The organism is Micromonospora sp. CA-263727 (assembly GCF_050942455.1).
Classification (GTDB): Bacteria; Actinomycetota; Actinomycetes; order Mycobacteriales; family Micromonosporaceae; genus Micromonospora.
On the sequence record NZ_CP192031.1, the window covers coordinates 1,482,542 to 1,505,926 of the forward strand.

Genomic DNA, 23,385 nt, shown 5'->3' on the forward strand with positions numbered 1-23,385 from the left:
CCGTGGCCATCGAGATCTCCGACCGGCTTGCCGAGTTCCTCTATTGGGTGACCGGGGAACGCTTTCCCGGCACCAACGAGGATCGACTCTTCGCGCTCTCCGATGCCCTGAAGACCGCCGGTGACGGCGTCGACGAATCCCGCCCGCAGTTGGCCTCCGCCGTGCGCCGGATCCGCGAGGGCGTCGGCGGCAACTCGCTGGAGGCGTTTCTGGTCAGCATGAACGACTACGTGCGTAGCCCGGGGTACGTCACCACCTCGGCCGAGCACATCCGGTCGATGGGCCGGACCACCCGGGACGCGGGCACCCAGATCCAGTACCAGAAGATGATGATCCTGGCGTCGACGATCGAGATGTTCGCCTCGTTCCTGCTCGCCTTCGCCTTCGCTCTCGGCAATCCCGGCCCGGCCATGGCCTGGCTCTCGGCCCGCATCGCGGTGTTCCGGTTCGTCACCCGGACACTCTTCGCCCGGCTGCTGACCGCGGCGCTGCTGGTCGTCGGCAGCGAGGCGGCGCTGGAGGGCCTTCTCGACGGCATCATCCAGCGGATCCAGATGCGGCTGGGCACCCGGGACGAGTTCGACGAGGCGCAGTTCTGGCAGGCGGTCCGCGACGGCTCGATCGCCGGGGTCATCACCCTGGCGCTCGGTGCCGCGTTCAGCGGACTCGGCAACGTCCTGGCCCGGGGCAACCTACCCAACAACCTCCGCCGGAACCTCCCGGACGGGCCGAACACCCCGCCCCGGTCCACACCGGACCGCACCCCCGACCCGACCCCGTCTCCCACGCCAACTCCCACCCCCACGCCCACGCCCACGCCGACCCCCACGCCCACGCCGAGACCGACTCCCACGCCGACTCGCACTCCGACCCCTACGCCCTCGCCCGCCCCGTCGCGTCCGCCGACCCCCACGCCGTCGCGTGTCGAACCGACGCCGGACCTGGTGCCCGTCGGCCGCGACCGGTCCGACCTCACGCCCGGCGGCCAGCCACTGAGCCGTGGGCAGCGGTTTCTCGACAGTGCGGGCGGGTTCGCCGGAGAGGTCGGTAGCTCGATCGTCACCGAGGTCGTCGTCGAGGGCAGCCTTTCGGCGATCAACGGCCAGGGCTTCTCCGTGCACGGTGGAATCGCGACCTCGGCCGCCATCGGCAGCACCCTCGACATCGGCGGGACAGCCAGCGGCGAAGCCCTGAACCAGAGGTTCAACAACCCCGCAGGGCGGCCCGGGAGCGCCGGCACCGACGGGACCAGTCCATCCACAGTCGATGGACAACCTTCGCCGGCGGCCGCGCAACCCGATCCGGAGGAGCCGGTCGACCCGGACAGCAGGGCGGGCCGGGATGCCACCCCTCAGCCGGCCGGCACCGACGGTCGGGATGCCGGCGACACCACCGGTGCCGATCGCCGGAGCGACACTGGGCACGACACCAACTCCGGTGGTGCCGGTTCCTCCGGTCCCACGTCCGCCGGGTCCGGGGGCGGGGCGTCGGGGGTGGGTGGTCAGGGGCCGGGAGGACCCGGTGCGGGCGCCTCGGGAGCGGGTGGTTCGGGGTCCGGTGGCGCCGGGGCCTCCGGGGCGAGTGGCCCGGGGCCAGGGGAGGCCGGCGCCGGGAAAGGCGGCTCCGCGACGGAGAGCGATGGCGGCCGGAGCGTGGAGACCGGGGCGGAGCAGGACCTCTCCACCGGCACCCGGGGACCGACCAACGGGTCCGCGACCGGCCTGCCGGCGGCGACCGACGGCACCAACCCCGCCGCCGATCTCGACGGCAACGGCCCGGCCGGCAACCCTGGCCGCGACACCGTTCAACCGAACCCCGACGCCAGTCACCCCGCCGGCGGTCACCCCGCCGGCAGCTCCACCGGCGGCAGCTCCACCGGCGGTCCCAACGGGGACCGTCCCACCGGCAGCCCCCACGGCGGCAGTTCCGACCACAGCAGTTCCGACCGCATCAGTCCCGATGGCGGCCCTGCGGCGGTCAGCCCGGACGACCGCGCCGACCACGATGTCGACGGGGACGGCGTGGATCCGGGGCCGGACGGCGTCCGGCGGTCGCCAGCGGCGACCGAACTCGGCACCGAGGGACCGGTGACACCCGGCTCGGCCGAGCAGCCCGACGCACGGTCCGCCGATACGGACGGGACGCCGGAGCGGCACACCGCCGAGGTCGTGGCGACCGGCGCGAACCCGACCGCGCTCGGTGTGCCGGCGACGGGACCGAGCAACGGGCTGGCCACCCCGTCCGCCAGCACGGCGGGCTCTCCCAGCGCGGTGGCCCCTGCTGCGAATTCACCCGCATCGCAGCAGGGGCCGGTGAGTCCGACCCGGTCGTTGCTGGAGGGCGCCGGCAACGGGCGGCTACACCCGTGGGACCGCCCGGTCTCCGCCGAGCCGGATGGGAAGGTCGCCGATCTGGAGCGCTGGCTGCACCGGAGGGCTGGCCGCGAGGACGCCGTGATCGGTGATCCCGCCGTGGACTGTGTGCCCCGGGCCTGGGATGTCTTCGCGGAGATGCACGGCCGCCGGTCCAATCCGCTGCCGGGCAACCTGACCGCCGGCTCGGGCGTGGCGGAGACCCTCGCCAAGGGCACCACCGCCATCGACGCGAACGAGTTGGTCCGTACGCTCGGTGGCGAGACACCGACCACCAACGACGGTGCCGCCGTGCTCGACTTCCTCGACGGCGCTCCGGGCGCGATGGCGCTGGTGGTGGCGCGCCCGCGCAAGGGCCGCTCGCACGTCTTCTGGCTGGTGGCCGACGGCCGGGACGGGCCGGTGGTGCCCCGGTTGGTGGATCCCCAGCAGCACGGGATCTTCGACCATGACGCCCGGTCGACCAGCCCGGAGACCGAGTTCTGGGCCCAACAGCTACGCTCGCCCGACACCAGGATCCTGGTTCTCGGGCCCGACGGCCGACCGGTCGACCTCGCCCTACGGCCGCGCGACCTGACGGTGGCCGGTCTGACCGACGCGCCCGCCGGTGCCCGGGCCGCCGCCGGACTCCCCGATAAGGGCAAGGGCAGGGTCCAGCGGACGCCCGAAGAGGAGGAGCCGACCGACTCGGAGCCGCTGGGTCAGGTACCGGCCGAGCACGGCACGGTCGAGCACGGGGCGACGGAGCACGGCACGACGGAGCACGGGGCGGTCGACACCGGGCAGGCCGTCGAAGACATTCCGCTGAGCGCGGCGGAGTACCACTTCCAGGCCGAGCAGCAGCGGGCCTACCAACGCCGGCTGTTGACCCCCGACGACCCCCTCTACCTGGGCTCCGCCGGTGCGGGCACCTCGACCGCGCCAGCGTTCGAGGGCGGCACTGCCCGGTTCGCGGCCTGGCGCTCGCCGGCCCGGCATCTGCCCGACTCCGACGATGGCGAGCGGGACGGGGCCGAGCCAACCCGCCGTGCACTGGGCCACGAGCCACCCGTCGACGAGTCACCAATCCACGAGTCACCAATCCACGAGTCACCGGTCGACGAGTCCTCGGACGACGACTCCATCACCACGACGACTGCGGAGCGGCTGCCGTCGCAGGACCGGGCATTCCTGCTCGGCGACGGGAATCACCTGCTGGCGGCGGTGCTCTACGGGGATCTCGACGCGGTCGAGTCGCAGGTGCGGTGGAGCCCGGAGGCCAGCGCCGAGCTGTCGAGCCTGCGTGCTCGGCGCGACGAGGGCCGTCGTACCGTCAGCACCACGGCGCTCACCCACGCGGTGGGCGACCTGCGCCGCCACCTCTCCAACCGGATCGACCGACTCGGCCCTGCCGACCTTGAGGCCCTGCGCCGGGTCGACAGCCCGCTCCTGCGTCGGGCCCAACTCGGTGACGACCGTGCCCTGCGCGGCGCGCTGCGGAACCTGCTGGACGCCGACGCGCCGCACGACTTCTCCGCCGCCGGTCCGATGCTCATTGGTGCGCTGCTGGGCCGCCCGGTCGTGGTCGATGACGGCACGGGCGCGACGCTGCTGCCCCGACCAGGGGCGACCGGCGAACCGATCCGGCTCTTCCAGCGGGTGCAGAACGGCACCGGGACCGCCGAGTTCCACGCTCATCTCGAGTCGGCGACACCGCCGGCGGCCACCCTGCCGGCGCCGCTGCTGCCGACGAGGCCGCCACCGGTGGACCCGACGACGGTCAACCAGCCGAGGGCCGCGGTTCATTTCGCCCGTGGCCGGTACGGGACCCTCGCCCCCGGCCAGCATCCGACCCTGGTGGCCACCCAGATCGCCGACCGGATCGTGCGGGTGGCGGCCAACCGGCCCGCCGACGGGGCGCCGATCGTGGTCATGATCGAGGGCGGGGGCAACACCCGACGCCGGTGGAGCGCACCGTTCGACATGGGTGCGCGGCGCGCGGCGACCGTCGCGGAGCTGATCGAGCCGGCCGTCCGGGCCGAGCTGAACCGCAGGCTCGGCGCACTGGCGCCGATCGTCGCGTTCCGGCAGCGCTCCCGTGGCGACCAGCCGGCCGACGGGATCACCGACCCGGGCGACGCGCCCGGCGCGGCCAACCGGGCGGTGACGATCGACATCGGCGTGCGCGACTCGTGGCAGGCCAACCGCGCGCCGGTCAACCCGGGGTTCGCCCCGAACACCGCCCAGTTCCGGGCGGATGACTGGAAACTCGACTCCATCGCGTTCGCCGCCGGCATCCCCGCGCACACCCTGCCCGACCTGCAACGCCTGACCACCCGGCTGCGGGAGATCGGCGACCAGCACCGGGTCGATCTGGACGAGGCGGCCTGGGAGCAGCTTTCCGGCCATCTGATCAACAACTACCGGCACCTGGTCGGCGACGGCATGGTGATCTTCCTCGGCAACATCGAGGTGCTCGTCCGGCTGGAGCCCACCGGCCCGCGTCGGGAAACAGCCGTGGCCGAGACACCGCAGCAGGTGACCACGCCCGACCTGGCGAAGCCGAGCGCCAGCACACCGCCGGCCAGCCCGGCCCGGCCGGACCCGTCGAGCCGGACCGCCCAGGTGAAGGCCACCGAGACCATCCACGGGGCGTTCCAGGTCGGCGCGCACAGCGAGAGCCGTGGCGCGCCGACCCAGTACACGAGCGGCGGCTTCTCGATCGCCGGGGCGATGGGCGTCGCGCCGACGAATCTGCTCTCGGTACGCCTCGGCATCGCGATGCGCTTCATGAGCAATCTCGTCTCGCGATCCACCGGCACGGTGCGGGACGCCGAGGTCGGGCGGGTGGAGGACACCCGGTCACCCGCGACGCTCCTCTCGGCCGCCGCCACCTACCACATCAAGGTGCGTGACCGGGCCGAGCAGACCTGGGAGGCGATCACCAGCGAATCGCTCGGCGCCACCGAACGGCTGACCATCGCGCTGCCGGAGAATTACCTGGAACGCGGTGAACCGGGGCTGGCCGGCCAGATCGCGGAGGCGGAGCGGCCCCGCCGGGCAGCACCGGCCGGCGCCGCCGGTCGCCTGCCCAAGGTGATGTACGCCTCCGGCCTGACCGGCACGCACCTGCTCGCCGACGACATCGTCCGGCAACTGGAGGCGATCCGTGGCCGGATCCCGCTCGGCCACCCCATCCGGGCCGCCGTCTGGCAACGGGTGTCGAACCTGGACACCCACCTGGACAAGGCGGTCAACCGGCACCGGGGCTACCAGTTCACGGTGGTCGAGCAGGGCCGGGTCATCGCCGACGTGCGGATCCACAGCCGGCGGCGCGGGTACGGCGAGGCGGTGAGCGCGCCGCACGACAGGTCGCACATCGAGGAGGTCCGGACGGCGATCAGCGGGACCACCTCCGGGCAGACGGTCAGCAACGACACCAGCGTCGAGCCGGGCCTGGACTTCGTCCTCGCCGACGCGGGCGTGCCGGCGTTGCGGTTCGGGATCAAGGCGCCGTTCCTCAAATGGAGCTGGAGCAACCGGGACGGCAACAACTCCGGCCGGCTCGGGCTGTGGGTGCTCGTGTCCCGGTTCGCCGGCTTCACCACGGCGTACAAGATGGACTTCGAGCACCAGGCGACCGTGCACGTCCGGCAGCGCCGCAACGTGCTGCGCCGGCACCCCAAGGGCACGCCCCTGGCGGTCCGGATGCGCCGGAACCTGCAACGGGGGCACCAGCCGCCGCACCAGCCGCGCATGGTCCTCGGGCGCGCGATGGTCCGGATGCCCACCGCCGACGCGGTCACCCACGGTGTCGAGCGCCCGCCCCCGACCAACACCGTGGCCCCCACCGTGCCGCCGACGACCTTCACCACGAAGACGCCCCCCGCCGTGCCGCACCATGCCCAGCAGGGTCGTGGGGTCGGCAAGGGGATGGTGGAGGTCGACCCGCAACTGATCGATCACCTGGTCGACGAGATCGAACGTGAGCTGGAGAAGCACGGCTATCTCGTGGTCGACCCCGACGAGCCGTTCGAGTCGCGGTCGCGGTGGAGCCGGAAACGGGACAGCCAGATCAACAACGGGGCGTTGCTGCGGAAGCTGCTCTCCAACGCCAGCCTGGAAGCCAACTACGACGGCATCCACCAGGACGGCCTCCCGATCACCCTCCGTAAGCGGCACACCGGCTGGTTCACCTTCTACCGGGTGCGCACGGCACGGGTGACGATCAAGGCGGAACCGCCCCGGGACCTGCTGGACGACGGCCAGCTCGGCCCGGTCCAGGCGTCGACCGGCAACCCCCGGCTGACCAAGGACAAGCAGCTCGTGAACCTGGAGATGGGGCTGGACTCGGCCGGCTCCTCCGCCGGTGGCGGGAAGCGGATCACCGGCGGGGTGCGGGCCCGGTTCGTCCCCACCAGCCGGGGCAAGGAGCTACAGGGTGCCGGCGTCGGGATCGAGTACGACCGGGGGGTGTCGGGAAACCAGTCGGTCAACCACGTCAGCAACATGCCCCGGCTGATGGAGTACCAGGGCGAGCTGACCGAGTTCGAGTCCACCAGCGACTACCAGGTGAGCATCGACTACGGGCGTACCTGGTCGTGGCGGCGGTTGTCGTTGTGGACCAGGCCGTCGTACGTGGGACAGCGGATCCGCAGCACCGCCCTGGCCCGGGTGGTGCCGGCGTTCAACTCGAAGGACGGCCACGGCCCCGCCCACCGCCGGACCCTGCCCGGCGATCCGGCGACGCCGGCCTCGGTGCTCGAACACGCGGCGGTCAGCTACCTGGACACCACCGGCCTGATCCCGCGGGGCCGGGAGGCGGTCGGCGCGATGGCCCGACCTGGCGGCTCCGCCGACGAGGAGGTCTCCACCTTCCTCGACCACGCGCAGGTGATCTCCCACCTGCAGGAGATCCTTGCCGGCCGGTACACCACCGACGCCCTCTTCGAGGGCCAGTTCTGGCGGGACAAGTTCCGGACCCTGTCGGTCCGGGCGGAGCTGGGCGCGTCGGAGTTCGTCGGGGCCACCGACGACCCGTACGTGCTGGGTCTGATCAAGCTCTCGCTGACCCAGGCCGGCACCTCGTCCAGCCGTAGCTACGGCACGGGGGTCAGCCCGCTGGACCTCGCGGCCGGCGGCGACCCGCAACGGTCGGACGTGGTCGGGGTCAGCGGTTCGTTGGGTCACGGGATGCGCTGGGGACGGGAGCGTGGCAAGGCCGCCAAACAGACCGGTGGGCGGGAGCTGCTGGAGTTGAACTTCCACCGGGCGTACGCCTTCCGCGCGCCGATCGACTACTCGATGGTCACCGGCAAGACCAAGCGGGCGAAGCTCTTCCCGAACAGCGACTACGTGCCGAGGCAGGAGCCGGTCTCGGCGGAGCCGATGATCTACGTGCTCTCCGAGCCGGACGCGCTCGAACACTACGCCAACGGTGAGGTGCCGCTCGACAACGACCAGCTGCTGGACGTGCTGACCCGCTTCAGCAGCGGCGAGCTGAAGCTCTCGCACCGGCTGATGGCCCGCGTCCTGGCCCGGTGGGACCGCGCCGCCCCGACCGGTGACCCGTTCTCCGGGTTGCGCGCGGACGCCGCCCGGGACCTGGCCCGCAGCTACGCCTGGTCGGATCTGGAGATGCCGGCTCAGGTCGCCACGGACTTCGCCGACGCGTTCGGCGTACCGCTGCGGCGGGATCCGGCCGCGACCGTCCGGCGTCTCGGCGTGCCCGACTACCTGCGGCCCGGCAACGGGCAGATCTCGCTCGGCCACACCGGCGTGCACTCACTCGACTTCGATCGGGGCCGGGAGCTGTCGGACCTGGTCTCCGAGGCGGTGCAGGCGTTCGAGCCCGGCCTGCTGGGCAGGACCCACGGTGATCTGCCGACGGCGGAGGACACCGGACTACGCCGCTGGTGGCACCGGGCTCCGCAGGTCCGTCCGTTCGTCGGCCGGTTGCAGGGCGGTCTCGACGCCATCCAGTCGATCTTCGACGGGGGCCGCGCCAAGCCGCTGCTCGAACAGCTGCTGGATCCCGAAGGAGTCACCCTGACCCTCGCGAACCCGCACGCCTGGATCGCCCAGGACATGATCGAGGTCAAGGTCACCGCGCGGCTCACCAGCGCTCCCGAGTACCGCGACTACGTGCCGGAGAGCGGACTGGAGACGTACCGGCACCGGTACGTCGAGCGGCAGGAGTCGAGCCGGGGCCAGTTCAGCCGGGGCACCGGGCTCGGCTTCAAGATGACCATGGACGACCGGTCGGCGGACGAGCCCACCCTGCAGGAGAAGCGCGACGACAACGAGATCAAGCTCACCGGCGGCCCGGGTGTGCGCTGGGCCGACGGGGTCAGCCGTGGCCGTACGGCCACGGAGCAGTTCACCTACGAGTCGACCGTCTACGACTGGGGTGACCACTACCGGGCCGAGGCAGGTGTCGCGATCACGGTCGAGGTGCGCCGGGTCAAACTGGGCGGGCGGCGGCCGACCAACTGGCTGACCACCAGGATCAACCGGTTCGGTGTCTGGACCGGCTGGCAGCCCCGCATGCTCGGCGTCACGCACACCGCCCGGACGACCGGGACGGTCACGCTCAAGGTCCCGAAGAGCGTCGCCGAAGCCACCCCGATGGACCCGCCGACCGGGCTGCGCGGCGTCATCAACCCGCCGCACCTGCCGCCGGACGTCTTCGTCGACGCGGTACAGCTGCACGACGCGCACGACGCGAGCCGCAACCTGCTCGGCGCGCTCTTCTCCCGCCAGGTCAAGTGGGACCGCTGGTGGCCCTCGCGCTGGCCCACCCGACGCAACTACCACACCAGCCCGGCGATGCGGGCCCTCGCGACCCGGGACATGCTCGCCGCCAACCTCGTCCCGGCGCTGGCACCCGATGGCGTGACCATCGCCGAAGGGGTGTTCCTGCCGGGCCACTCCAGCCGCCGGGCGGACATCCGCCTGCGCGGCCGGCTGGAGGAGATGGTGGCGGTCGCCGAGCTGGAGAACACCGGGACCGGGCGGTACGTGAAGTACCAGCAGGGGGTCAGTGCCAACACCACGCACAGCACCCCGTACGTCGCGCTCTCCGGCTCGGCGGGCGGGCCGGTCCGGGTCGCGGTCGCCGACGAGAACAACCCGGGGGAGCCGTACGGCGCGCACCGCAGCGAGGGAGACACCGACAACAGCCGGCAGGCGCCCAGGTCGCACGGTGACACCACCGCCGACGCGTACCGGCGGGAGAACCACGTGAAGCAGCAGGGGCCGGCGGTCCTGGTCCGGATGCGCGGCCGGTACTGGCTCGACGGCAGCAAACACATCATCCACCGGCTGCGCGCCACCTCCCAGGGCCGGCAGCGGATCAGCGACGAGTTCACCGGCGACGTCTACGTGGTGATGTTCAAGGCCGACTACGAGGAGATGGTCGCCCAGCAACGTCAGTCCGAACTGACCCGGCCGGTACCCCGGATCGGTCGTCAGGGTTCGCCGATGGTCGACCTGACCGCGGCGCTCAGCCGGCTACCGGCCGCGGTCACCGGGGCGACCGTGCCGCCCGGACGTGGCGACATCGCCCTGCGCGACCACCTCCGGGCGGTCGCCGCCGGCCTGCGGGTCGGCGCGAACGACGTCCTCGTCGCCGAGGTTCACGACGCCCAGCGGGAGCGCCGGCTCGCCGAGGTCCTCGATGCCTGGGCACGCCCGCACCTCGACCCCCGGCAGATCACCGACCTGCACGAGCGCCGCCGCCGGAACCCGACCGGCCCGGACCTCTTCACCCTGATGGTCGACGCGGTCAACGCGGTCCAACCCGGCGGCCAGCGCCTCGAACCCCCACTGCTGGCCCGGCTGCACCACGACCCGCTGGGCGCCGCCCGCGCGCTGGCGCTGGAACTGCACGCCCCGGTCGAGCTACGGCAGCGCGGTGCGACCGGCACCCTCGACCGCCGCTTCGGCATAGACCGGGACGGCTGGTACGTCGAGCTGACGCCGACCGCCGGCAGCCCCCGTCCGGCGGCCGCCGAAGAGGCCGTCAACCTGCTGCCGAGGTCCCTGCGGGACGAGGCCGCCCGGCTGGGCATCGGCCGCGACGAAGTGGTCGCCCTCCACGACGGCGAGACCCGCCTCTCCGACCAGGTCCAGGATCTGGTCCAGGGCCGCCGGCAGTCGACCGCGCCCCGGCCGTCGGCGCCGTTGACCGACGCCCAGGCACAGGCGCTCGCCGCGCGCCGGCTGCGGGAGCTGGACCAGGCGACCGGCCGCACCGCCTGGCTACAGGCGCTGATCACGACCGCACAGCAGCACCCGAACCCGCCCGCGGCGGTACGGCAGGTCGCGGCGGCGACCGTCGACGACCTCCGCAGGTCGATCGCCCAGCGTCGCGGGCTCGCCGACGACGCACCCCTGCCCTCCCGCGCGGCCGTCGCCGCCACGCTGGGCATCCAGGTGGAGACCATCGACGCCAGCGGGACCGGATCGATCGCCGGCACCGGTCCGGCGACGGGCCCGGCAGCGGAGCCGCCACTCACCGTGGTGGCGGTGGGGGACGGCCACTACCGGCCGACCGAGCCGGTACCCGTCCCGGTACCGCCAATGCCGCCGCAGCCGCCGAAGCTGGGGTCGGAGCCGAAGCTGGAGCCGAAACAGGAGCCGGAGCCGAAGGTCGAGCCGATCCGGGAGCTGGAGCCGCCACCGGCCGCCGAGCTGGCACTCGCGCCGGTGCCGCCCAGGCTGCGGCGACTGAGCCTGACGCTGGAGGGTCTCGACCCGCCCGCACTCGTCAGGTCGCCAGGCATACCGTCGCCGGCCAGCGAGCCGACGGCCCCGGTCCTGGACAGCCCGTCGACGCAGCGGGCACCGGTCGACCAGCAGCCCGTCGAGGAACCGGCCGTCCGGTCGTCGCTCCAGTCGACCGCCGCGCAGCTGACCGCCGAGACGTCGACGACGCCGTTGAGCCGGTCCCTGGGCGACCCGCGAGAGCTGGACCGGCAACGCGAACAGGTGGAACGGGAACTACGCGAGTATGTCGCCCGCAATCCGCGTGCGCAGGAGCGGCTGACCACCATCAACCTCCACACCTCGACACCGACGTCGCAGAACGTCGCCACGACCAGCGAGATGATCGGGATCCTGCGGAGGTTGCTGTCGGACTACCAGACCGAGGATCGGGGTCCGCGCCCGTCGGTGCTCCGGCTGGGGGCCCCGGCGCTGTCCCGGACGGCTGAATCGCCGGACTGGTGGTACGCGGGGGAGCGGAACCGGCCCGGTGAGCCCTACGCGCCGGACCAGGACCAGCAGGACTGGCTCAGCGTGAACGACCGGGCGGTGGGTTGGGTCGAGGCGAACGGCGACTGCGCCTTCGCCGCGGTCCTGGAGACCCTCTCCGCCGCGCGGGTCAGCACCGCGGCCAACCTGGTCGCGGACGCGACCGGCCTGGAACAGCCGGGCCAGATCTCGGATGCGCCCGCGTTGCGCGACTTCCTCGCCCTGCTCGTCGAGCACGCCCGGACAAACCCCGATACACACCGTGAGCTGCGCCTGACGGACATGGGTGTGGTGCCTGTTCCGGAGCAGGACCAACTCGACGCGGCCGCCTTCGCGACCGAGCTGCGGCAGCACGGCAGCTACGGCAACGAGGCGGGGGTCCACTTCACGAACCTGCTGGGCCAGTTCCTCCGCTGGGGACAACGCCTCGCCCGGGCCGACGGGGGTGACCTCGATGTCGACTTCGAGGTGCTGACCGCCGACCGGGTCGAGGTGGAACGGCTGTCGGACCCGAACATGCACGTGATCGTCCTGGTCAACGAGCACTTCCTGCCGACCCGCCGGCGGGCCGCCGAAGACCCACCGGCCAACGGTGGCCAGGCCGGCGGCACCAGATGAACCGGTGCGCCGATCCGGCCGTTGTCTCCGGGACACGCCCGGGTCCCGGAGAGCCGGCCGAGAGGGGGAGCGACGTGACCAGCCCGACGAAGGCCGGTGCCGCCCAGACGCTGCCGATCGCTCCGGTACCGCCAGGCAACGACACACCCGAGGCGGTGAGCGCTCTGCAGGGCGTACTGGAGGCGGACCGGTGGACCGGTCGCTTCACCGCCGCGCTGGCCGTGCCGCGTACGCCCGCGCTGAGCGTCGACGCCGTACCGGTGATCGAGCCACCGCCGCCGCCCGCCCCGGCACCGGCCGGGCCTCCGCCCCCGCCGCCGGGGGCCGGGCCGCCGTCGGCACCCGCTCGACCGAGGTGGATCGACGTCGACCGGTGGGGCGCGGAGGACCGGGCACGGCTGCGTCGCGCGCTGACCGACCGCTATGACGCGTACGCCCGGGTGGTCACCCGTACCCTCGCTGAGGAACCCGGGTTGCGGGCCGCCGGTGGCGGTGCCGACCTGGTCGGCGACCTGGTCGCGCTCTGCGCGTACGGCGCCGATCGGGACGCGGTCAACCGGGTCCTGCGCGGTGCCGACGGCGGCAGCGAGGTGCACAGCCTGATCGCCCGGGGCGCGGTGAGCGGGCTGCGGCGACTGCCCACCGTGATCGGTCCGGTCTACGCCACCGGCTCGGCGAGCGTCGCGGCCGGCTACCGGGCGGGCGACGAACTCGTCGAACCGGCCTTCGTCGACGTCGGTTTCACCGGCGGCAGCGGGCCGGCGGTGGCGGTCGAATACCTCATCTGGTCGGTCAGCGCGCGCCGCGTCGACCAGTTCGCCCCGGCCGCTCGGCCGGCGGCGACGTTCCCGCCGGGCAGCCGGTTCGCGGTCCTCGCGGTCGACGAGCCCGCCGACGACCAACCGTTGCGGGTGCTGCTGCGGGACCGGACCGGTGAGCGACCGAGCGGCGGCAGGTGGCGGGAGGAGACGCTGCGCCGGCTGCGGCGGCACGACCGGGTCACCGTCGAGCCGCCGCCCGGCATCGGGTTCCCGCTCGGCCTCGACCCCCAGGGGCACCCCTATCCGGCACAGTCACCACCGACCAGCGGAGGGCCGCGACCATGAACCAGGCCGTCGTATCGGTGTCGCACAACGAACCGGGCGGGCTGCCGCGGATCGGCGACGCCCTGGCCGTCGCCGGAGTCGGGACGACCATCATGCTCCAACCCGGGGTGTACGAGGAGGAGTTGCGGATCATCGGCGATGTCACGTTCGTCGCCGAGGATGGTCCGGGCACGGTGACCCTGCGGGCCCCGAGGGCGCTCGCCGTCTTCGTCGGGGCGGGTACGGTCACCCTGCGCGGCATCGTCGTCGTCGGCGGCGGTCCCGAATTTCCCGCCGTACAGGTGACCGGCGGGACCCTGCGGATGATCGACTGCGAGGTGCGCGCGGACGGTCTGGTCGGGCTGCACGCCCGGGGCAGCGACCTGGACCTGCAGAACTGCGTGCTGCGCAACGTCTCGGGCGCGGGCGCGCTGTTCGAGGGCGGGACGACCGGCACGATCCGGGCCACGACGGTACGCGACGTCGGTGGTGCCGGCGTCGTGCTGGCCAGCGACGCCGACCCCCGGATCGTCGACTGCGTGATCACCGACGTCCGCGGGCCGGGCCTGCTCTGCACCCGCAACGGCCGGGGCAGCCTGGTCGACAGCGACCTCAGCGCGATCACCGGCCCGGCGATCGCCGTCGAGGAGGGCGGTGCCGTCGCCGTCCGGCACACGGCGGTCCACGACACCGGCGGCCCTGCCGTCGTGACGATCGGCGGCACGCCCTCCTTCGAGGACTGCACGATGGACGCGACCGCCGGGCACGGGGTGGTGATCGCCGGTGATGCCGCGCCGAGCCTGTCGCGCTGCCGGGTCTCCGGCACCGGCGGGCACGCGGTGCTCGCCCTGGAGGCGGGCACCGGCAGCCTCACCGACTGCCAGCTCTCCGGCACCGGCCCGGTCCTCGCGGTCGCCGGCACGGCGGCGCCCGTCCTGCGGCAGTGCCGGATCGCCGGCACCGGCGAGGTGACCGTGCTGTTCGACGCCGAGGCCCGCGGCTCGCTTGCCGGCTGCGAGATCAACGGTGGCCGCAGCGGGCTGGTCATCCGCGCCGACGCCGCGCCGACGGTGGTCGACACCGCCATCGCCGGCTGCGCCGAGTACGGCGTCCAGTGCGTCGACGGTGGACAGGGCGCGCTGCGTAGCGTCACCGTCGACGAGTGCGGGGTGGCCGGGGTGCGGCTCGCCGCCGGTGGGCGGTTGGCGCTTACCGACTCGCGCCTACGGGGTGGCCGCTTCGGCGTGGTCGTCGGTGGGGCCGGCACGGCGACCGTCATCTCGTCAGAGATCGGCGTCGCCAGCGAGGCCGGGATCGTGGTGGAGAGCTCCGGTGACCTCGTGTTGCGCCGCAGCCGGGTGCGCGGCGGCGGGGCACTCGGCGTACGGTTCGCGCCCGGCTCGCGGGGGGCCCTCGTCCACTCGGAGATCTTCGAGAACGGCACCGACGGGGTGCTGGTGGAGACCGCCGAACCGGTGGAACTCTCCACCGCCTCGGTCTCCGGCAACCGCCGGGAACAGATCCGCCGGGCGGGCGCCGCCCTGCATCCGCCGGCCGACCCGGGTACCGTGCCGGCCGCCGATCCGTTGCCGGTGCCCGGCGCCGGCACCCCGACGCGCCCCGACGAGGTCACGGCGGGAGGCGCACCCGGCGGTGCCGCCGGACCGCTGACCGTGGCCGCGGATGACACCGTGACGCCGCTGCTCGCCCAACTGCACGAGCTGGTCGGCCTGGCCGCGGTCAAACAGGAGGTGGCCACCCTCGTCGGGCTGCACCGCATCGCCCAGCGCCGGGCCGAGGCGGGCCTACCCCGCCCGCCGATGTCGCGGCACCTGGTCTTCGCCGGTGCGCCGGGCACCGGCAAGACCACGGTCGCGCGGCTCTACGGCCAGATCCTCACCGCCCTCGGCGTGCTCACCTCCGGTCAGCTGGTCGAGGCGTCCCGGGCCGACCTGGTCGCCGAACACATCGGCGGTACGGCGGTGAAGACCACCCAGAAGTTCACCGAGGCGCTCGGCGGGGTGCTCTTCATCGACGAGGCGTACACCCTCAACCCGGTGGACGGCGGCGGCAGTGGGCACGACTTCGGCCGGGAGGCCGTCGACACGCTGGTGAAGCTGATGGAGGACCACCGGGACGAGGTGGTGGTCGTGGTCGCCGGCTACTCCCCGCAGATGCGTCAGTTCATGGCCGGGAACCCCGGTCTCGCCTCACGTTTCTCCCGCACCGTCGAGTTCGACAGCTACCGCACCGACGAGCTGGTCACGATCGTGGAACGGCTGTGCAGCACCCACCACTACGCCCTGGAGTACGACACCAGGGCGGCGCTGGCCCAGCTCTTCGACGGGATGCCGCGAACCGAGTCGTTCGGCAACGCCCGGGTCGCCCGCCAGGTCTTCGAGGAGATGATCGGGCGTCAGGCGTTCCGGCTCTCGTCCGCCGGCACCGGCGACGGCGTCGAACTGGCGCAGCTGCTCCCGGAGGACGTGGGCGTCACGGCGAGCGGGTCCGGTCCCGGGGCGGAGGCCGCCGACGGCGGCCGGGCCTCCGAGACGGATGCGCTGCTCGCCAGCCTCAACGGCATGATCGGGCTGGCCGCCGTCAAACGTGAGGTCTCCGACCTGGTTGACCTGATCGCCAATGCGCGGACCCGGGTGCGCGCCGGCCTTCCCGCCCCGGCGATCTCCCGACACCTGGTCTTCTCCGGGCCACCGGGCACCGGCAAGACCACGGTCGCCCGCCTCTACGGCCGGCTGCTGGCCGCGCTCGGCGTGATCAGCGCCGGGCAGGTGGTCGAGGTGGCCCGGGCCGACCTGGTCGGCGAGTACATCGGACACACCGCGCACCGGACCCGGGAGGCGTTCGACAAGGCCCGTGGCGGGGTGCTCTTCATCGACGAGGCGTACACGCTCAGCCCGCCGGAGGCCCGCAACGACTTCGGCCGGGAGGCGATCGACACGCTGGTGAAGCTGATGGAGGATCACCGGGACGAGGTGGTCGTGATCGTGGCCGGGTACGACGAGGAGATGGCCACCTTCCTCGACGCCAACGCGGGTCTGCAATCCCGGTTCACCCGGCACATCCACTTCACCCACTACGCCACCGACGAGCTTGTCGCGATCTTCCAGAATCTGGCCGGGGCCAACGGGTACGACTGCCCGTGGGAGGTGCTCGACGGGCTGCGGACCCACTTCGACGCCGTGCCGCGGGGCCGCTCGTTCGGCAACGCCCGGTACGCCCGCCAGCTGCTGGACGAGGCGGTCACCCGGCAGGCCAGCCGGCTGCGTGGGCGTGCCGATCCGTCCGTCGAGGAGTTGAAGACCCTTCAGCCCGCCGACATCGCCGCCGCCGTACGCGACTGACCGGGCGGCCAGCTCCTAGAATGACTCGCCGAGGTTGGCGAGGAGGCGACTGTGTCGGACCGTTTCGCCGGCGGCATCGACGACCGGCACACATCGGACCGGCCGGTGGCGTGGTCCCGGCCCACGACACCGGTCGTGCTGATCGGCCGCGAGGCTCCGCTCGCGGTGTTCGACGAGGTCGTGCAGGAGTTCGTGCGCGGTCGGGGCCGGTCGGTCTGGGTCGACGGCGAGCCCGGCATCGGCAAGACGGTGTTCCTGGCCGAGGCGCTCGGCAGGCTCGACATCATGGGCAGCCGCCTGTTCGAGGCACGCAACCCGGACACTGTCGACTTCTTTCCGCTGCGGGCGTTCCTCGATGCCCTGCGCATCCATCCGACGGTGACCGACCCCGACCGGGCCGAGATCGCCGACCGGCTGTGGGGCCGGGGAGCGGGCCCGGACCGCTCCGGCGGCGCCGTGACCGCCGCCGCGGAAATGTTGATTCTGCTCGTGGAACGCTTGTGCGCGGCGGGACCGGTCGTCCTGGCGATCGACGACATGCAATGGGCGGACGATGCCACCCAGGCGGTGTGGGCCCGGCTCGCCGAGGCGACGCGACAGATGCCGTTGCTGCTCGTGGCCGCGGCCCGCCGGATCCCCAGGCGGGCGGAGATCGACCGGCTCCGCCATCAGGTGTCCGCTGCCGGAGGCGTCGACATATCGCTCGATCCGCTCGACGACGAGCAGGTCGACCGGCTGGTCCGCCAGATCGCGTCGGCCCCTCCGGGAGCGGGCCTGCGGGCACTCGTCCGGAGGGCGGGCGGCAATCCGCTGTATGTGCGGGAGCTGCTCGGCGCGCTCATGAAGGGCGAGCGGGTCCGGCTCGCCGACGACCACACGCTTGAGTTCGCCGACGGCGATGCCTCGGCGCCTAGGTCGCTGACCGCCGCGATCACGGCCGGGCTGGGCTACCTGACCGGCCCCACCACCCGCGTGCTGCGGGCGGCGGCCGTGTTGGGTGTCGAGTTCCGGCTGGAGCTGCTCAGCGTCCTGACGGCCGAGTCGACGATGGCCCTGTCCGAGGCGGTCGAGGAGGCGATCGCGGCCGGTGTGCTGGCCGACACGGACGAGGTTACCGGGTTCCGGCACGTGCTGATCCACCACGCCCTGTACGAATCGACGCCGGCCGCCACGCGGCACGCCCTGCACCGGCAGGCGGCCCGAACGCTGGCTGACGGCGGTGAGCCGGCGGAGGATGTGGTCACGCACATCCAGTCGGCGCCGGGTCCGGTCGGCGACTGGGTGTTGGACTGGCTCATCCGGGTGGCGCCCTCGATCACGACGCGCGCGCCGCAGGTCGCCGTGGAGCTGCTGCGCCGGGTCCTGGCGCAGGCCGATCGTGGTGACCCGCGCCGGGTCGTGATCGAGTCGCAGCTGGCCGACGGGCTCTTCAACCTGGCCGACTACGCGGAGTTCCACCGGGTCGCGATGCCGCTGCTGATCGACGCGGCCGACCCCCAGGTGATCGGCCGGCTGACCTGGTTACGGGTCTACGCGTCCATGCTCGACGGCCTGCACCAGGAGGCGCTGGAAATCGGTCGGGCGGCACTCGCCGGTGCGCGGCTGCCGGCCAGCTGGCGAGCCCGCACGCTCGCCCTGAACGCCGCGAGCCTCACCGTGCTGGGCCAGTTCGACGAGTCGCTCGCGATGGCCCGGCAGGCCGAGCGCGAGGGCGAGCAGGCGGCCGACCGGCTCGCCGTCGGCTGGGCGTTGTGGTCCCTCGCCCGCACCACGGGCATCGCCAAGGACGACGCGGTCGCCGTACTGGAGGTGGTCGAGCGGGGCATGGCGATCGCCGGTGACGATCCGGCCTCGACCGAGCTGCGGCTGTTGCTGGGCTCGACCCGGGCGACCGCGCTGTGGAACCTCAGTCGCCTGGCGGAAGCCCGGCGGGCACTGGGAACGGCACTGGCCCTGGCCGAGCGGATGGGCAGCCCGATGCGCCTCGCCGGCCTACGGACGCAGGCGGCGGAGTTCAACTTCCTCACCGGGCGGTGGGACGACGCGCTTCCGGAACTCGATGCTGTGCTCGGCGCGGTCGGGCCACGGAACGCGACCCGGGCGATGCTCGCCGGCATCGGCGCGTTGATCGCCGTGCACCGTGGCGACGACGCGCTGCTCGACAGGTACCTGGCCGCGGGCACGGAGCTGGCCGTCGACACGGCAGGGTTCTCGGAGAATCTGCGCGCTGCCCGGGCGCTGATCGAGGAGCGGGACGGACGCCCGGAGGAGGCCCTTGCCCTGCTGCTCGCCCTGCTCGACCCGGACGGATCCGGCACCTTCCCGAACCTGACCTCCCATCGGTGCGTGCTGGTCGCGGCCGTCGTCCGGCTCGCGATCGGCCTCGGTCGCCGGGACACCGCCGAGGCCGCCGCCTCGGCATGTCTCGCCGAGGCGACCCGGCGACCGGAACCCTCGAAGCTGGCGGCGGCGGACCACTGCCGGGGGCTGGTCGACCAGGACGCCGCAGCTCTGCTGGCCGCAGCCGAGGAGTACGCCCGGGCCGGGCGTACCCACTCGCGGGGTGAGGCGCTGGAGGACGCGGCCGAGGCCCTGGCTCGCGGCCAGGATCTGCTCCGGGCCCGGACCGCACTCTTCGATGCGCTCGACATCTACGCGAACCTCGATGCCCACCGGGACATCCGTCGAGCGCAGGCGCGTGGGCGGAGATTCGGCGTGCGGCGCAGCGCGCGGGGGGCCCGGCTGCGGGCAAGCACGGGTTGGGCAGCGCTGACCCGGTCCGAGGTCACGGTGGCGAGGCTCGCAGCGGCTGGCCGGTCCAACCCGGAGATCGCGGGCGAGCTCTATCTGTCCCGCAACACCGTGCAGACCCACATGTCGCACATCCTGATGAAGCTTGGTTGTCGATCACGTCAGGAGATCGCCAGGTTCGCCGCCAGCTTCGACTGACCCCGAGGCGCCGGGCGGGTGGCCAGCGGGTCACCGGGCTGGTCACTCGGATCCGGCCGCCAGCTCGGCGTGCCGGGGGTACTCCCGGACGACCTCGATCCGGGACCGCATGCCGAGTTTGGCCAGGATGTGCGACACGTGGGTCTGCACGGTGTTGCGGGACAGGTAGAGTTCCGCGGCGATGTCGGGATTGGACATCCCCGCCGCGATCATCCGGACGATCCGCCGCTCGCTCTTGGTCAACGCGGCCCAGCCGTGGGTGGCCCGCTGGCGTACACCGCCGGGGCCGCGCCGTACCCCCAGCGGACGCAGGCGGGCCTCGGCCCGGCGGATCCGCCAGGCGGCGTCGATCTCGGTGTAGAGACGTACCGCGGTGGTCAGCGCGGATCGGGCGGCCCTGACCTGACCGCTGCGCGCCAGCCGGACGGCGGCCTCCTCCAACGCGAAGGCCCGCATCGGCATCCAGCCGTACTGCTGGCACAGCTCGGACTGGGCCAGCAGGCCGTCGGCGTCGTCGGCGAGCATGGCCTGGCAGCAGCCGGCGACCACCATGTCGAACCGGCTCGGCTGGGTCGTCGCTGTCACGCAGGCGGTCGCGGCCGCGGCCACGTCGGGCTCGCCGACGTCGAGCGCCAGCCGCACGATGTCCGGCGCCAGCTCGACGCAGTCGGCCTGCCGCGCCGGTGACAGGTCGAGCCAGAGCTTGCGCAGCGCCAACGCCCGGACCGGATCGCCGAGCGTCTCGGCGTGCACCGCGAGCGCGTCGCCGGCCACCAGGCGTTGATGGAACGGCAGGTCGGCCAGCTCGACGCCATCGGCACAGCCGGCCAGCCGAAGGTGCTCCTCGGCGAGGGCACGTTGTTCCCGGGAGTACGCGATGGTGGCCACGAAGCCGTGCAGGTAGGCCAGGGGGTTGCCGTTCATCTGGGCCGGGATGCTGGCGACGTGCGCGATCGCCTCATCCCACCGGCCGCGCAGGAAACTGGCGAAGGTCGCCTCTCCGGCGATCCACGAACCGCGTACCGTGCCGGTCTGCTCGGCCATCACCAGTGCCCGGGGCAGCTCGGCGTCGTAGTCGCTCCACCGTGCGTCGGTGGCCAGCGCCGCCAACTCGCGGGCCACCAGCACCAGGCGCAGGTCGACCGCCTCCGGATCGGTGGACTCGGCGCCGAGTACGGTCATCGCCTTGTCCCGCAGTTCGTACCCTGCGGCGGGATCCAGGATGGACAGAGCGTGGTAGGGGAAGGCACTGGCGAACGCGTCGTCGCACTGGCGGGCCAGCGTGAACGCCTCCTCGGCGCGTACACGGGCCTCCTGCTCCTGTTCGAGGTCGACCAGGAGCAGCGTCGACAGCGCGGCCAGCCGTGCCCGCCAGCGGGGTGGAATGGCCGGGTTCGCCAGGCTGGACGTGACCACGGTGAGCGCGTCGGCGAACCGCCCGAGCCGACCGGCCGCGCGGACGAACTGCACCCGCGCCACCCCGTCCACCTCGCCGCCCGGCGCGGCGCGGAACACGGCCTGGGCATTGCTGGCCGACTCCTCGAAGCGGCCGAGCCAGAACTGCGCCTGCGCGAGCCGGCAGCGCAGCGTCGGCAGGGCCGCGTCGGGCTGGCCGGCCTCGGTGACCGCACGGGTGAGCAACTCGGCGGCGACCGCGGGCGCGGTCCGCACCATCGTCTCCGGGATGCCGGCGAGCCAGCTCGCCGCCCAGGCGTCGAGACGCCCGGCGGCCAGCAGGTGCCGGGCCACGACGTCCCGCTCGTAGCCGGCCTCGGCGAGCACCCGGGCCATGCCGCGGTGGAACTCCTCGCGCACCGCCGGTGGGGACTGCCCGACCAGTACCTGCCGGATCAGCTCGTGCCGGAACCGCAGGCGTCGTCCTTCGGCCCGCAGGACACCGGTGGCGATCGCCTCGTCGACCACCTCCGACAACTCCTGGGTGGATCGGCCGGTCACCACCGAGCACTCCGCGATCTCGAACTCGGTGCCGAGCAGGGCGGCCACCCGCAGCGTGCGGTGGGCGAACTCCGACAGGAAGCCCAGCCGTCCGGCGACGGCGGCCACCAGGGACTCCGGGGTGGCGCCCGCCGCGCCGACGAGTTCGGCCACGCCTGCGGTGATCCGCAACAGGGTGTCCCGGGACAGGGCCTCGGTCAGCTCACGCAGGTAGAGCGGGTTGCCGGCGGCCCGGTCGAGTTCCGCGGTCAGCAGCGGGCCGGGACGGGCACCGAGCACCGTGGTCGCCAGGGCCGACGCCGCGGTCCGGTCGAGCGGTCCGAGGTCGATGACGCACGCGCCGAGATCGGCGACGACGTTGCGGAGCCGGCGCAGCGCCCGATGCGTGGGTACCGGCCGGCAGCCGGCCATCACCAGCAGCGGGATCTGGTCGACCGACCGGGCCAGCCGGTGCCACAGCCCGACACTGGCCTCGTCGGCCCACTGGAGATCGTCGAGCGTCAGCACGACCGGGCCCGTGGCGCAGAGCCGGTCGATCAGGGCGATCATCCGTTCGCCGACGGCACCGAGCGACAACACGCCGGCGGTGTCGCCCTGCAGGATGTGGGCGAGTTCGGCCCGGTCCGGATCGGTGGCCCGGGTGGAGACCCCCAGGCACTCCGCCATCAGGCGTAGCGGAAACTCCGCCATGAACTCGTCGCCGCCGGCGCTCAGCACGGTGCAGCCGGCGTCGCCGAGGCGTCGCATCACCTCGCCCAACAGGGTGGACTTGCCGATGCCCGACTCGCCCTCGACCCAGACCACGTTGCCGCGGCCGTCGACGAGCCCCCGGACCAGCTCGTCTAGAAGGGACAGTTCCCGTTCTCGGCCGGCCAGACGTGTCACCTGGGGAAGGGACATGGGCCCACCCTAGGGGCGTGCGTGAGCTACCCGCCATGGCCGCACAGCCGATTTCGATACCCGACTCGACCCGTCCACTGCCCGCGAACGCCATCGCTTCGATGTGGACGCCGAAGCGGCGCGTCGGGTGCACCGCGCGGGATGGTGCGGCGGATCAGCGGCCGGCGTCGGTGCGTTCGACGGTGAGGGTGGAGACCCCGGCGGTCGCGTCGAGGTCGTAGCGGTCGGTCGTCGACGTCCACTCCGGCGGGGTGAAGGTGCTGCCGCCGGCAACGCCGGAGTGGGTGACGCCGTCGACGGTGACTGAGCCGGCCCCGCCGCCCGCGCGTACCTGCACCGGTGCGTCGTCGGCCAGGCGTACGACGACCTGGCTCGCCCCGCCGCTGAGCACGGTACGCAGCGTGCCGTCGGGCGAGGGGAGGGTCAGCTCGATCCGGTTGGCGCCGGCGGTGAACTCGACCCCGCCGAGCCGGGCGGTGCGCAGGTCCAGGTGCTGTTCCTTCGCGCCCCCGCTGAGCCGGACGTGCCAGCGCACCGATTCGTGCAACACCACCTCGACCAGCGCCGGGCCGTCCCGGTCGGTGCCGCGCAGGCTGGTCAGGAGGTTGCCGTCGGAGAGGGAAACCACGGGACGGACGCTGGCGTCGCGGGGTGTCGACACCCGGTAGGTCTCCTCGCCCAGGTCGGCGGTGCGCAGCCGGACCACGTCGGCGCCGTCGAGCAGCACGAAGGTGGCCTCCCGCAGGTCGCCGGTGGCGCCGGTGACGACGTGCCCGCCCCGGCCGTCATCCCGGACCGTCACCCATGTCCAGCCGGCGACCAGCACCACCACGGCGAGCAGCAGCGCCCCGCCGAGCCACCACCACAACCGCCGCCCGCCTGCCGGATGAGCGTTCTCCACGTCGCCTC

General features: G+C 73.1%; 6 protein-coding genes. 4 read left to right on the top strand and 2 right to left on the bottom strand.

From position 1 onward, the window contains the following. Positions 1–2 precede the first annotated feature (2 nt). From ACQPYA_RS06920 to ACQPYA_RS06935, 4 genes are all read left to right on the top strand, one after another. Positions 3–12,224 (top strand): hypothetical protein, encoded by a 12,222-nt coding sequence (locus ACQPYA_RS06920; RefSeq protein ID WP_433531811.1) that lies wholly within the window; start codon positions 3–5, stop codon positions 12,222–12,224. 74 nt (positions 12,225–12,298) lie between these two features. Next, positions 12,299–13,330, top strand: coding sequence for a hypothetical protein (locus tag ACQPYA_RS06925; protein WP_433531812.1), 1,032 nt, complete (start codon positions 12,299–12,301; stop codon positions 13,328–13,330). After that, positions 13,327–16,671 carry an AAA family ATPase gene (locus tag ACQPYA_RS06930; protein ID WP_433531813.1) on the top strand — a complete coding sequence of 1,115 codons (3,345 nt, stop codon included), beginning with the start codon at positions 13,327–13,329 and terminating at the stop codon, positions 16,669–16,671. Before ACQPYA_RS06925 ends, ACQPYA_RS06930 begins: the two co-directional genes overlap by 4 nt. Before the next feature lie 51 nt (positions 16,672–16,722). Beyond that, the gene (locus ACQPYA_RS06935) at positions 16,723–19,620 is read left to right on the top strand and encodes a helix-turn-helix transcriptional regulator (RefSeq protein WP_433531814.1); all 2,898 of its coding nucleotides are present in this window, start codon (positions 16,723–16,725) and stop codon (positions 19,618–19,620) included. A 42-nt stretch (positions 19,621–19,662) separates the two neighbouring features. Here the strand turns inward: ACQPYA_RS06935 and ACQPYA_RS06940 are convergent, their stop codons facing one another. Then, positions 19,663–22,476 carry a helix-turn-helix transcriptional regulator gene (locus ACQPYA_RS06940; protein WP_433531815.1) on the bottom strand — a complete coding sequence of 938 codons (2,814 nt, stop codon included), beginning with the start codon at positions 22,474–22,476 and terminating at the stop codon, positions 19,663–19,665. A 154-nt stretch (positions 22,477–22,630) separates the two neighbouring features. After that, positions 22,631–23,377: a hypothetical protein gene (locus ACQPYA_RS06945; RefSeq protein ID WP_433531816.1), complete on the bottom strand. Its 747-nt coding sequence runs from the start codon at positions 23,375–23,377 to the stop codon at positions 22,631–22,633. Between the last annotated feature and the right edge of the window lie 8 nt (positions 23,378–23,385).